12 protein-coding genes are annotated in these 12,746 nt (G+C 61.4%); 8 read left to right on the top strand and 4 right to left on the bottom strand.

The annotated features are described in order from the left end of the window. Positions 1 to 53: 53 nt before the first annotated feature. Positions 54 to 899, bottom strand: a complete 846-nt coding sequence (locus KGB24_RS10980; protein ID WP_223414494.1) for an oxidoreductase — start codon at positions 897 to 899, stop codon at positions 54 to 56. A 113-nt stretch (positions 900 to 1,012) separates the two neighbouring features. Between KGB24_RS10980 and KGB24_RS10975 the strand changes: the two genes are divergently transcribed. After that, positions 1,013 to 1,933 (top strand): LysR family transcriptional regulator, encoded by a 921-nt coding sequence (locus KGB24_RS10975; RefSeq protein ID WP_032832429.1) that lies wholly within the window; start codon positions 1,013 to 1,015, stop codon positions 1,931 to 1,933. 34 nt (positions 1,934 to 1,967) lie between these two features. Here the strand turns inward: KGB24_RS10975 and KGB24_RS10970 are convergent, their stop codons facing one another. Next, positions 1,968 to 2,216, bottom strand: coding sequence for a transmembrane sensor/regulator PpyR (locus KGB24_RS10970; RefSeq protein WP_192227370.1), 249 nt, complete (start codon positions 2,214 to 2,216; stop codon positions 1,968 to 1,970). A 293-nt stretch (positions 2,217 to 2,509) separates the two neighbouring features. Here KGB24_RS10970 and KGB24_RS10965 point away from each other — a divergent pair, with 293 nt between their 5' ends. The 4 genes from KGB24_RS10965 to KGB24_RS10950 all read left to right on the top strand — a co-directional run bounded on the left by KGB24_RS10965 (position 2,510) and on the right by KGB24_RS10950 (position 7,601). Next, positions 2,510 to 3,034, top strand: coding sequence for a sigma-70 family RNA polymerase sigma factor (locus tag KGB24_RS10965; protein ID WP_192227371.1), 525 nt, complete (start codon positions 2,510 to 2,512; stop codon positions 3,032 to 3,034). A gap of 4 nt (positions 3,035 to 3,038) precedes the next feature. Further along, the gene (locus KGB24_RS10960) at positions 3,039 to 4,022 is read left to right on the top strand and encodes a FecR domain-containing protein (RefSeq protein ID WP_223414493.1); all 984 of its coding nucleotides are present in this window, start codon (positions 3,039 to 3,041) and stop codon (positions 4,020 to 4,022) included. A gap of 103 nt (positions 4,023 to 4,125) precedes the next feature. Further along, on the top strand, positions 4,126 to 6,612 hold the full coding sequence (locus KGB24_RS10955; RefSeq protein ID WP_223414491.1) for a TonB-dependent siderophore receptor: 2,487 nt from the start codon (positions 4,126 to 4,128) through the stop codon (positions 6,610 to 6,612). A gap of 155 nt (positions 6,613 to 6,767) precedes the next feature. Further along, on the top strand, positions 6,768 to 7,601 hold the full coding sequence (locus tag KGB24_RS10950) for an AraC family transcriptional regulator (RefSeq protein ID WP_223414490.1): 834 nt from the start codon (positions 6,768 to 6,770) through the stop codon (positions 7,599 to 7,601). Between the two features lie 8 nt (positions 7,602 to 7,609). On the opposite strand, the gene KGB24_RS10945 is transcribed toward KGB24_RS10950, so the two are convergent. Next, positions 7,610 to 8,197: a LysE family translocator gene (locus KGB24_RS10945; RefSeq protein ID WP_223414489.1), complete on the bottom strand. Its 588-nt coding sequence runs from the start codon at positions 8,195 to 8,197 to the stop codon at positions 7,610 to 7,612. Positions 8,198 to 8,420: 223 nt separating this feature from the next. Beyond that, positions 8,421 to 9,752: a PLP-dependent aminotransferase family protein gene (locus KGB24_RS10935; protein ID WP_008028662.1), complete on the bottom strand. Its 1,332-nt coding sequence runs from the start codon at positions 9,750 to 9,752 to the stop codon at positions 8,421 to 8,423. 103 nt (positions 9,753 to 9,855) lie between these two features. Here KGB24_RS10935 and KGB24_RS10930 point away from each other — a divergent pair, with 103 nt between their 5' ends. From KGB24_RS10930 to KGB24_RS10920, 3 genes are all read left to right on the top strand, one after another. Further along, positions 9,856 to 10,752, top strand: coding sequence for a DMT family transporter (locus KGB24_RS10930; protein ID WP_223414488.1), 897 nt, complete (start codon positions 9,856 to 9,858; stop codon positions 10,750 to 10,752). A 92-nt stretch (positions 10,753 to 10,844) separates the two neighbouring features. Continuing rightward, positions 10,845 to 11,465 carry a LysE family translocator gene (locus KGB24_RS10925; RefSeq protein WP_008028666.1) on the top strand — a complete coding sequence of 207 codons (621 nt, stop codon included), beginning with the start codon at positions 10,845 to 10,847 and terminating at the stop codon, positions 11,463 to 11,465. Positions 11,466 to 11,658: 193 nt separating this feature from the next. Beyond that, positions 11,659 to 12,741, top strand: a complete 1,083-nt coding sequence (locus KGB24_RS10920) for a bifunctional transcriptional activator/DNA repair enzyme AdaA (RefSeq protein WP_032828731.1) — start codon at positions 11,659 to 11,661, stop codon at positions 12,739 to 12,741. The last annotated feature ends 5 nt before the right edge of the window (positions 12,742 to 12,746 follow it).

Below are 12,746 nucleotides of genomic sequence, written 5' to 3'. Positions count from 1 at the left end.
TATGGCCGCTGCCGCTTCGCCAGCAAGCTGGCTCCTACAGGTTGCGTCGGGGCTTAGAAATCGGTGGACACCGACACTTCGCGCCAGGCCTGCAACTCACCGGCGACAAAGGCGTTCTTGGCTTCGATCGCCGCGACGCAGTCACTGCCCAGCGGCAGGCGCAGCGGTGCCTTTTGCGCTTCCACCAGGGTGATCATGACCTGGGCCAGTTTGTCCGGATCACCGGGCTGATTCAGGGTCACGGCCTTGGCAATCTTGCGTACTTCGCCCGCAGTGCCGTCGTAGTCGGCAATCGAGGACGGCGACTCGACCAGCGAATTGCCTTCAAGGAATTCAGTGCGGAAATAGCCCGGTTCAACGATGGTGACCTTGACGCCCAGCGGCTCCAGCTCGGCATGCAGCGCTTCACTCAAGCCTTCGACGGCGAATTTGGTCGAGCAGTAAACACCGAATCCCGCCCCGGATCTGTACCCCCCCACCGATGACAGGTTGATCACATGCCCGCTGCGAGCGGCGCGCATGTGCGGCAGGACGGCGCGAGTGACGTTCAACAAACCGAAGACATTGGTTTCGTACACGCGGCGTACTTCATCGGCAGTGGCTTCTTCTACTGCGCCGAGCAAACCGAAACCGGCGTTGTTGACCAGCACGTCGATGCGTCCGAAGTGCTCGATGGCGGCTTTGGCGACCGCAACGCCCTGCGCTTCGTCAGTGACGTCGAGGGTGACGGCCAGCAAACCGGGTTGATCGCCAAAACGCTGAGTGATGCTGTTGGCATCGCGGGCGGTGGCAACCACCGCGTCACCGTTGGCCAGCGCAGCAGCGGCAATTTTTGCGCCGATACCGCGAGAAGCGCCCGTGATGAGCCAGATACGCTTGAAGTTATTGGAGGTGGTCATGAGCGTGTTCCTTGTGTGCAGTGGGGGTAGGCACAAGGTACGCAGGAAGATTGCCCGGAAAAATGCCCTCGTGTTACAAGCACTATGAAACGCTCTTTCATAATGGCGCCGCGATGAATCACGATCCTTTCGATGGCTTGACCGAGTTTCTGGCGGTGGCCGAGCACAAGAGTTTCACCCTCGCCGCGACGCGGTTGGCGGTCACCCCCACCGCTGTCAGCCATGCGATCAAATTGCTCGAGCGCCGTACGGGCGTGTTGCTATTCCAGCGCACCACACGCCGGGTGGCGTTGACTGAAGCCGGGGCCAGCCTGTTTGCGCGGTTGCGGCCTGCGGCCAGTGAAATCGATGAGGCGCTGGCGGTACTCAGCGGCTTTCGCGATCAGCCCATGGGCACGCTGCGCCTCACTGCACCGAGGCTGTCGGGGGCCTTGTTGATGGAGCCGCTGATTCCGCTGTTTCGCGAGGCTTATCCGCAAGTCACCCTCGACATCTCTCTTGATGACGCCACGGTGGACCTGATGGCTGGCGGTTTCGATGCCGGGATCCGCCTGGGCGAGTCCATCGAAAAAGACATGGTCGCGGTGCGCCTCACGCCAGATCTGCAATGGTCGGTGGTGGGTGCGCCGGAGTACTTCGCCAAGGCAGGCAAACCGGCCAGCCCTGAAGACCTGACCCGTCATCAATGCATCGGCTTTCGCTTTTCGACCTCGGGGAGCGCACACCGCTGGGAGTTTCGCCGCGAGGGGCGCGATTTTACGGTGGGTGTCGAGGGCGGCGTGATCGTCAATGACCGAAGGTTGCTGGTGGCGGCCGCCCGTAGCGGTTCGGGCCTGGCGTATGCCTGCGATCTGGAAATCGCCGATGAGTTGGCGGACGGCCGACTGGAGCGGGTGCTGCAACCGTTCGTGCCACTGAGTTCGGCGCTGTACCTGTATTTCCCCGGCAGAACCCAGACTCAACCGAAGTTGCGCGCCTTTATCGACCTGGCCACCCGCTGGATCGCCGAACAGGGTGGTCTGGGACGAGGCTAGAGTCTTGGCACAAGCAAAATACCGGTCTGATGCCTCAAACCGCTGCGGTAACCAAACCCTTGCCCATCCGATGCTGGGCCAGCAGGCGCATGACATAGCCGATCTTGATCAGGGTAGGCCCGATGATGGTCATGGCATGCATCGCGACCAACACCACGATCGGCAGGTGTCCGGCGTAGAGATAAGCGCCGTAGATGCCTGCCAGCAACAGCGCCAGGCCCGCGCCCAACATGTTGCTCGACAGGTGCAAGACATTCTGAGGATTGCTGAAGTAAGCGAACATATTTCCGTACTCCCGAATCAGACCAGTTGTACGTTTGTTACTTCAGGTTTCGTGCCAGTTTTTTAAGCTATAAAAATCAACACCCTGCGACGAAGGCAGTCAATTTGACCTGACGCCATAACAGTCAATACGACTACGGCAAGAGTCAATTTGACTTCACCAAGGCCTTCTACCTGTCCATACACCCTAAAAGCAAACCAATATCATTTGCACGCAGCTAAACCTTTTGTTTTAATCGCGACCAATTCTTATTTGCACCAACGGCGCCTGTCGCCCATGGATATCTGTTCACGATGATGGTCGCCGATTCTTCCAGCGTTCAGAACCTCTACGTCACGCATCACCGCTGGCTGCATGAGCTGCTGCGCCGACGCTTGAGCAATGCGTTCGATGCTGCCGACCTGGCCCATGACACCTTTATCCGCGTGCTCAAGCGCCCTCAAGTCTTCGACTGCGAAAGTCGCGAGCGCTCCTACCTGGCGACCATTGCCCGTGGCTTGTGCATCGATCACTGGCGCCGTCGACAGCTGGAACAGGCGTGGCTGGAAACGCTGGCTGCACGTCCGCAGGCGGTTCAACCGTCGCCGGAACAACGGGCAATCATCGTCGAGACCTTGTATGAAGTGGACGCCATGCTGCTGCGCCTGCCAAAGAATGTGCGCGACGCGTTCATCCTCGCCCAGTTGCATGGCCTGCCCTACCGCGCCATCGCCGAAGAAATCGGCGTGTGCGAACGCATGGTGAAAAAGTACCTGGCACAGGCACTGATGCACTGCGCGATGCTTGAGGCCGAGCTCGATGGCCTGTTGATCGAGTAGCGCCATGCCCGCCCCCTCTTCCAACTCGATCAGCCATGCCAGCCTCGAACAAGCGGCGCAATGGTATGTGCAACTCAACGATCAGCACGTCGGCGATCAGGAACGTCAGCGCTGGCAAGCCTGGCTGGCGCAAAGTGGCGATCATCAGGCGGCCTGGCGCTATGTCGAGCGTGTCGGCCAGCGCTTCGCCGCGCTGCAAGATGATCACCCGCAGGCCGCCGGTCTTGTGCTGCGTAATACCGCGCGCTCGCCGATCAGCCGTCGGCAGACAGTCAAGAGCCTGCTCATTCTCGCATCGGGCGGGCTACTGGGCTGGAACGCCTGGCGGGAATCTTCGCTGCCGGACGTTCTGGGCCGATGGACCGCCGATCTTTCTACGGGCACCGGTGAAACCCGGGAAAGCCTCCTCAGTGACGGCAGCCGCATCTGGCTCAACGCCCTCAGCGCGCTGAATGTGCGTTTCGACACCACGCAACGCCTGTTGCTGTTGAGTGCCGGGGAAGTGTTGATCGATACCGCCAAGGACAGCAGCCGAGCCTTTCTGGTGCAAACCACCGAAGGCCGAATGCGCGCGCTCGGCACTCGTTTCAGCGTGCGCCAGGAACAACAGCGGACGTTGCTGAACGTCTACGAAGGCGCGGTCGAAGTTCGAACCACGGCGGGCCAGGTGCAGGTGGTCGAGGCCGGACGACAATTGGCGTTCACGCAAAACCACACGCCGCCGTCCACCGAAGCAGCGGCGGGCCGCGAAGCCTGGCGCCGTGGTCTGTTGCTGGCGGACAACCTGCCGCTGGGGCAGTTGATCGAAGAATTGAGCCGCTACCGACCGGGGCATCTGGCGTGTGACCCGGCCATCGCCGGTTTGTCGGTGATGGGTTCGTTTCCGCTCAAGGACACCGATCAAGCCTTGCGCCTGCTGGAAGCGGCGCTACCAATACGCGTCGAAAAAACCATGGACTGGTGGGTCAACGTCGCGCCAAAAGCGTGAACCAAAGATATTTCAACGCCACAGTTCCCTTTTTGGTTTTTCGTTCGGTTAACCCTGTGAAGCACTTCAATTGCCGCTCGATCTGATTCCAGGGAACACCCTTTTGCGCGACTCCTTCGCTCGCACTCGTTTTGCCTTGCGTCCGTTGGCACTGGCCCTTCCGGTCGCGCTACTGAGTCTTGCCCCGGCCCTCGCCCACGCCGAAACAGCCAGCACCAGTGAACAGCCCACCCGCCAGAAGCGTTATTACACGATCGCTGCCGGCTCGTTGGTCAGCGCACTCAACCGTTTCGCCGAACAGGCGGGGATATTCCTCGCCGGCCGCAACGATCTGGCGAGTGATAAATACAGCCCGGGGCTTGAAGGCGAATTCACCGTGCAACAGGGCTTGCAGCGACTGTTGCAAGGCAGTGGCTTGCAAGCCCAGCCGCAGGGCGACCGCGGCTATGTCCTGCAGGTTGCCCCCGCAACGGATGGGCCGCTGGAACTGGGCACCACCAACGTTTCCGGCCGGGCACTCGGCGCCATCACCGAAGACAGCCACGCCTACACCCTCGGGTCGACCTCTTCAGCTACCGGGCTGTCGCTGTCCTTGCGTGAAACCCCGCAGTCGGTGTCGGTCATCACCCGCCAGCAACTGGACGACCAAGGCTCCACCAGCATCGCCGACGCCCTGCGCCGTGTGCCCGGAGTCAGTGTGCAGAACTACGACAGCGAGCGCTGGGAGTTTTCCAGCCGTGGCCTGCCGATCACCAACTTCCAGTACGACGGCGTCAACACCGACTACGACGGCGTCTACGATTACGGCACCACCAGCACCGACATGGCGACCTTCGACCGCGTCGAGATCATCAAGGGCGCCACCGGGCTGATGACCGGTTCAGGGGACCCTTCGGCCACCGTCAACCTGATCCGCAAGCGCCCGACCAAAGCATTCAAGGCCTCGATCACCGGCGCCGTCGGCTCTTGGGACAACTATCGCAGCACCGGCGACATTGCCGGCCCACTGACGGAGAGCGGCAACGTGCGCGGGCGTTTCGTCGGTGCGTATCAAGACCGCAGCGCGTACCTGGAAAACTACCGCAACACCCGCGACATCGCCTACGGCATCCTCGAGGCCGACCTGACGCCGGGCACTCTCGTGACCGTCGGTATCGACCAGCAAAATACCCGCTCCCGTGGCGCCAGCTGGACCGGTTTCCCGATGTACAACAGCGACGGTTCGCGCACCCGTTTTTCCCGCTCGTTCAACCCGGCCACCGACTGGAGCCGGCGCGATTTCACCAACCAGACGATCTTCGCCTCGGTGGAACAGCAACTGGTGAATGACTGGAAGCTGAAGGTCAGCTACGACCGCAAGCATCGCCAGCACGACACCTTCCTCGCGTCTGCCAGCGGCGGCAATCCGGACCCGCTCACCGGCAACGGCATGTTCATGTACATGGGCCGGTTCAAGGGCGATCAGTTGCAGGACAACCTCGACGTCAATTTCACCGGCCCGTTCAGCCTGCTGGGTCGCGAGCATGAGCTGATCGCCGGCTTCATGTCGATGCACACGCGCCAGGACATCCCGGTGCACGGTTCGGTCTACCCGCCCCTCGACGGCAGCAGCTTCGACTGGCGCGGCGAGTTCGCGAAACCGGACATTGCCAGGGTCGGCGACAACGACATCGACCAGCGTCAGACCGGCGCCTACCTGGCCACCCGGCTCAAGCCAACCGACGACCTGGCGGTGATCCTCGGCGCCCGGGTCAGCCGCTTCACCGCCAGCGATGAGCTGGACTACAGCGCCCGGACCACCAAGGATGTGCGCGACAGCTATCGCCAGACCGGCGTGGTCACCCCATATGCCGGGCTGGTCTACGACCTCGACGATATCTGGTCGGTGTACACCAGCTACACCAGCATTTATCAGCCGCAGATGAGCAAGGATGCCGAGCGCAAACTGCTCGACCCGGTGCAAGGCGACAGCTACGAGGCCGGGCTCAAGGCCGAATTCCTTGACGGGCGCCTGAATGCCAGCTTCGCGGTGTTCCGCATCGAGCAGGACAACGTTGCCGAGTACGTCAGCGGTGTCGATACCGAATCGGTGTACCGCCCGGTCCAAGGCGCGACGACCAAAGGGTTTGAAGTCGAAGTGGCGGGTGAAGTGATGGAAGGCTGGAATCTGTCGGCCGGCTACAGCTACAACCACACCCGCGATGCCAAGGGCGATTACGTCTACGGCTCGATCCTGCAAACCACCGCGCCGGAACAAGTGGTTCGGGTGTTCAGCACCTACCGGCTGTCAGGGACACTGGAAAAACTCACTGTCGGCGGCGGGGTGAACTGGCAGAGCGAGTTCTTCGGCAATGTGTTCCAGCCCAACCCCGACGACCCGGTCAACTTCGGCCAGTCTTCGAAAATCACCCAGCAAAGTTATGCCCTGGTGGACGTCATGGCGCGTTACCGCTTCAACGATCACCTGAGCACCACGCTGAACGTGAAGAACCTCTTCGACCAGACCTATTACACCGGGCTCGGTAACTTTGGTACCGGGTTCTACGGTGAGCCTCGCAACGTGCAACTGACCACCCGCTGGGATTTCTGATTGGTAACTTGTCGATCTGCGGTATTCCCGGACCACTACAGGCTGTCTACGCTGAACGTTCAGCACATCAAAAAACTCGACATCACTGCACTGCAACGAGCCTTTGACGGCGAGAGCTAATACACTCCGGTGCTGACCTGCCGAGGACACCGACGATGAAGCCCACCGCTGGCAAAGACGCTGACAAGGCCCCCCGCTTCTGGCGCGACGATGCCCTGCCCTTCATTGAGGCCCGCTCCATCGCCGATGGGCGCGAGGTCTGTTACACCCGGCATGCCCACGAGCACTTTTCCATCGGTGCGATTACCGCTGGGCGCAGTACCTATATCCATGAACAATCGGAATTTGAGGTCAGCGCCGGCACTGTGGTGCTGATGAATCCCGGCGACGTCCACGCCTGCAATCCGATCGACGACCAGCCGTGGTCGTACTTGATGTTGTACGTCGATACGCCGTGGCTCACCGACTTGCAGCATCAGCTCGGGTTCGGCAGCGATTTGGCGTTTCGGCGGTTCTCCATCACCCATACGTCTGACGCCGGCCTGCTTGCCGGCCTGAAGGCGTTGTTCGAAACACTGGTCGACAGCGAGCAGGACGTGCTGAGCAAACACAGCGCGGCGGTCGAGTTTTTCACCGAGGTGCAGCAACGCCTCAACCCCGGCGATCAACCGCTGCGCGAGCCCAATTTCAAACTGGAGCGCGCGGCTGACTACATCCGCGACAACTGCACGCAAATGCTCAAGCTCGAAGACATTTGCGACGCTGCGCAACTGTCGCCGTCCTACCTGATCCGCGCCTTCAAACAGCATTACGGCATGACGCCGCACGCGTTTCTGGTCAACCGACGCATCCAGTTTGCCCAGGATCGACTGCGCAGCGGCAAGCTGATCGCCGACGTGGCGCTGGAAGCCGGGTTTGCCGATCAGGCGCATTTTCAGCGGGCGTTCAAACAGCATCTGGCGGCGACACCGGGGCAGTATCGCGGCTGAATGACCGATCAGGGCAGCAACAGGTAAATCGCACTCATCGCCAGCAACAACGCCATGATCCGGTTGAACACGCGCATCCCCGCCGGATTGTTCAGATAGCCGCGCAGAAAAGTCCCGGCGTACGCCCAGCATCCGATGGACAGGTAGCAGATCACCAGATACACCGCGGCAAACTGCCAGACCAGCCGCGCCTCGCCATCGGCGACAAACGCGCCCATGCCGGCGACGCAGGCCAGCCAGGCTTTCGGATTGAGCCACTGCATGACCGCGCCGTACACCATCGACGGCGCCCGCCCCGACTCCTTCGCGTCGAGTTGCCCGTTGTCCGCCGCCAGTTTCCATGCCATGAACAACAGAAAGGCCACGCCGGCCAGTTGCACCACCCGCGTCAGCGCCGGCCATGCCTGCAACACTTCATGCAGCCCCAACCCCATCAACACCAACAGCAACACAAAACCCAGCGTTGCGCCGGCCACGTGGCGCTGACTGGCGCGAAAACCGAACTGCGCGCCGGAACTCAACGCCACAATGTTGACCGGCCCCGGCGTAATCGAAGCCACCAGCGCAAACGCCGCCATCGAAATAATCAGACTCATTGCATACCTTCTTCAATTCAGTTGAACCAAGCCTCACGGTAAGGCGCGGGCTGGTCCGCGTATTGAAGAAAACTGCCCACTGACGGGCATGGTTAAACACGTCCCCTTGTGGGAGCGGGCTCGCCCGCAATGAACCTGAGGGCGACGCGATTAGCCAGGAAGTCCGCGTTATCGTTAACGTTCATCGCCAGCAAGCTCGCTCCCACAGGAGGTCGTGGTTGTCTCAGGAATACGCGCCGACCACCCGTTTCACTTTGATCAACGCTTGTCGAAGCGAATCCATGTCCACCGACCCCAGCGCCAACCGGATCGCATGCGGCACGTGGACAGAGGTTGCAAAAGGTTCGGCGGTGGAGACGGCGACTTGCTCGTGCATCAGCTCGACGGCGATCTGGTCCGCTCTGGCATCTTCCGCCAGAGGCAACCAAAGAAAGTACGAAGAGGGATGAGTCATGCAGCGCAGTCCTTTCAACAGCTCGGCGGCCATGGCTTGCCGGGCCTGTGCGTCTGCACGCTTTTGCGCTTCCAGCTGGCTTACGGTTCCATCGTCGAGCCATGCGCAGGCAATCGCCGTCATCACGCCGGGAGTGTTCCAGGTGGTTGCCCTGATTGCGCGCTCCAGTGCAGGCACCTTTTCCAACGGTGCGGCAACGAAGCCAACGCGCAGACCCGTCGCGACATTCTTGGAGAACCCCGACACGTAGACGGTCCGTTCCGGCGCCAACTCGGCTAACGGTGCCGGGGCATCTTCGACGAGGAAGGCATACGCGGCGTCTTCAATGATCAACAGGTCATGCTGGCGCGCAATCGACACAAACTGGTTGCGCCACTGAGCGTCCATCACCCATCCCAGCGGATTGTGCAACGTTGGCATGGCGTAGACGGCCCGCACCGACCGGCGCCGGCAAAGCGCTTCCAACGCATCGAGATCAGGCCCGGTGTCCGTGGCGGGAATGGGCACGATTTCCAGGTGCAGCGATTCGGCCAGCACCTTGAAACCGGTGTAGGTCAACGCATCCGCCGCGATCACATCGCCCGGCTTGAGCAACGCCATCATCGTCACCGCCAATCCGTGTTGAGCACCGCTGACGATCAACACCTGCTCGGCCTGCACACTCAACCCGCGCGACGCCAGATGGTTCGCAATCGATGCCCGCTCATGCAGGCGCCCGGCATGGGGCTGATAACGCAGATGGGATTCGAGGTCACCGGACAAGGCGAGCTGACGCAAGGCAGTTCGCAACAAGTCAGCCTGACCGGGTAATGACGGGTAGTTGAAATTGAGATCGGCCATGCCCACGGCCACCACGTGCTGACTGACGCCCTGACCGGGCGGAAGCGACGTCTCCCTGACAAACGTGCCCCGCCCCGTTTCGCCACTGACCAGGCCCATCGCCTCAAGCTCCGCGTAAACGCGGCTGGCGGTGACCAGCGCCAACCCGTGCTCGGCGGCGAGCTGACGATGAGTTGGCAGACGCGTACCGGGCGGCAAATGTCCTGAACGGATGTCTGCGGCAAAGGAGTCGACCAGCGACTTGTAGCGCAAGCGAGGCATAGGGTGATGTATCCATGACAATTCTTTGATTGTCTTAATACTCGGTCATACGATGCGTTCAAGGCAACCCGCCGTTTAAACCATCAGTCGAGTGTGACCCTCAATGGAACGAGTATCGAACCTGAACACCCAGCACCGGGAAACTACCACCAGCGGCTGGCTCAACGGACTGATCGGCGTGGTGATCTTCAGCGGCTCGCTTCCCGCCACGCGGGTCGCGGTGCTGGAATTCGATCCGGTGTTCCTGACCGTCGCCCGGGCCACCATCGCCGGGGTGCTGGCGCTGTGTCTGTTGTGGTTGTTCAAGGAAAAACGTCCGGCGCGCAACCAGCTATTGCCGCTGGTCATCGTGAGCCTGGGCGTGGTGGTCGGGTTTCCACTGTTGACCGCGCTGGCGTTGCAATACGTGACCTCGGCGCATTCGATTGTCTTCGTGGGTCTGTTGCCGCTCGCGACCGCCGTGTTCGGCGTAATCCGCGGTGGTGAGCGTCCCCGGCCGGTATTCTGGTTTTTCTCGGTTCTGGGCAGTCTGCTGGTGGTGGGATTTGCCGCGTCGCAAGGCCTGACCGCTTCGCCTGAAGGTGACCTCTTGATGCTGGCAGCCATCCTGGCCTGCGGCCTCGGTTATGCCGAGGGGGCGAAGCTGTCCAGAACACTGGGCGGCTGGCAGGTGATTTGCTGGGCGCTGGTGTTGTCATTGCCGGTGATGGCGGTGATGACCTGGTGGCTCACGCCCGTTTCGTTTTCGGGGATCAGCACGCCAGCGTGGTTCAGCCTCGGTTATGTGTCGCTGTTCAGCATGCTGATCGGTTTTGTGTTCTGGTATCGCGGGCTGGCGCAAGGCGGGATTGCTGCTGTGGGGCAGCTGCAATTGCTACAGCCATTTTTTGGACTGGCGCTGGCGGCGACGTTGCTTCATGAGCAGGTCAGCGTCGGAATGCTGGCAGTGACCGTGGCGGTGATTTTGTGTGTGGCGGGGGCGAAGAAGTTCGCGAAGTAAGCGATTGTACGGGGCGTGCCGTTCGCCACTGTACGGGTCAAGCCGCACGGCACCTGTGGTAAAAATATCGCTCTCGCTTCTGGAGCCGAATCATGGACCTCGCCACCCTCTCCCTCTTTCTCCCGGCGTGTTTCGCCCTGAACATGGCCCCCGGCCCGAACAACCTGCTATCGGTCAGCAACTCGACGCGCTACGGCTATCGCACGGCGTGTGTTGCGGGTATCGGTCGACTGTTGGCGTTCGCCGGGATGATCGCCCTCGCCTCGGCAGGCCTGGCGGTGGTGCTGCAAACGTCGGAGTTGTTGTTCTACGGGATCAAGATTATCGGCGCGGCGTACCTGTTCTACCTCGCGTGGCAATTGTGGCGCGCGGATCCGGGGACGGAAAACGTGGTGACGGGCGCTCCGGCGGGGATGCTGACATTGGCACGACAGGAGTTTCTGGTGGCGGCCGGTAACCCGAAAGCGATCCTGATCTTCACCGCCTTCCTGCCCCAGTTTGTCGACCCGGGTCAGGCCGTGACGCCACAGTTCGCGGTGCTGGGCGCGTTGTTCCTGATGCTGGAATGGATCGCCATTGGCGCCTACGCCTACATGGGCCTGCACATGCGTCGCTGGTTCGCCAAGCCTCGGGGCAAGCGGATTTTCAACCGGTGCTGCGCGGGGTTGTTGTCGGCGGCGGCTTCGGTGTTGCTGATGGCGCGTCGCGCCTGAATAGACGGCGACCTAACTGTGGGAGCGGGCTTGCTCGCGAAGAGGGAGTGTCAGTCGAAAAATATGTTTGATGACACACCGCCTTCGCGAGCAAGCCCGCTCCCACAATGTCCGACCAGCAATAGACCAACAGTAGAAATTCACTGTCGATTTTCCGGTGGAGGCCTTAGGCCCCGCGCCCTATGCTCAACCCATGAACCTACAAAACGCGATGCTTCCGCCCCACGCCGAGATGGTTCGCGCCATGCTCGAACGAGACACCACCTACGAGGGGGTGTTTTTTACTGCGGTCAAAACCACCGGCATCTTCTGCCGCCCCAGCTGCACGGCGCGCAAGCCAAAACCGGAGAACGTCGAGTTCTTCGCCCATGCCGATGACTGCCTGTCTGCCGGCTACCGCGCCTGCCTGCGATGCAAGCCGCTGGACGCGGCCGCCATCGCGCCGGACTGGGTGCAGAAGTTGCTCAAATCGGTGGACGCCGACCCCGAGCTGCGCTGGACCGATGCCCAGTTGCTGGCTGAAGGCATCGAGCCACTGAAACTGCGGCGCTGGTTCAAGCAGCATTTCGGCATGACGTTCCACGCGTGGCTGCGCACCCGACGCCTCGGCATGGCGCTGGGCGGGATCAGACAGGGCGATTCCATCGACAGCGCGGCGTTCGATTCCGGCTACGAATCCCTGAGCGGGTTCCGCGATGCCTTTCAAAAATCCTTTCACATTACCCCTGGTCGTGCGGCCAACAGCGAGCCCCTGCTGTTCACGCGCCTGACCACGCCGCTAGGGCCGATGATCGCCATGGCCGAACGGCGCGGTCTGGTGCTGCTGGAATTTCTCGACCGGCCGGCACTGACCCGGGAAGTCGAAGCCCTGCAGAACCGTCATGGCTACGCCGTAGCACCGGGGCACAACGCGCACCTGCAGCAAATCGAAACAGAACTGGCGCAGTACTTCGCTGGCAAATTGACTGAATTCAAGGTGCCGTTGCATCTGCCCGGCACTGAATTCTCCCGACAGGTCTGGGCCGAACTGGCGAAAATCCCCTATGGCCAGACCAGCACCTACGGCACCATTGCCGCGTTGTTGGGCAAACCCGGTGCCAGCCGCGCCGTGGGTCTGGCCAATGGGCACAACCGGATTTCGATTGTCTTGCCTTGCCATCGGGTGATCGGCGCGGACGGCTCATTGACGGGCTATGGTGGAGGACAACCGCGCAAGGCGTTTCTGCTCAGGCTGGAAAACGCTGCGGTGCAGGTCACACGACAACTCGCGTTCTGACGATT

The sequence above is a fragment of the Pseudomonas sp. BF-RE-25 genome, assembly GCF_019956105.1.
In the GTDB taxonomy this organism is placed as follows: Bacteria; Pseudomonadota; Gammaproteobacteria; order Pseudomonadales; family Pseudomonadaceae; genus Aquipseudomonas; species Aquipseudomonas migulae.
The sequence above is the reverse complement of the archived record's forward strand: the minus strand, read 5'-3'. Positions and strand labels throughout refer to the sequence as shown.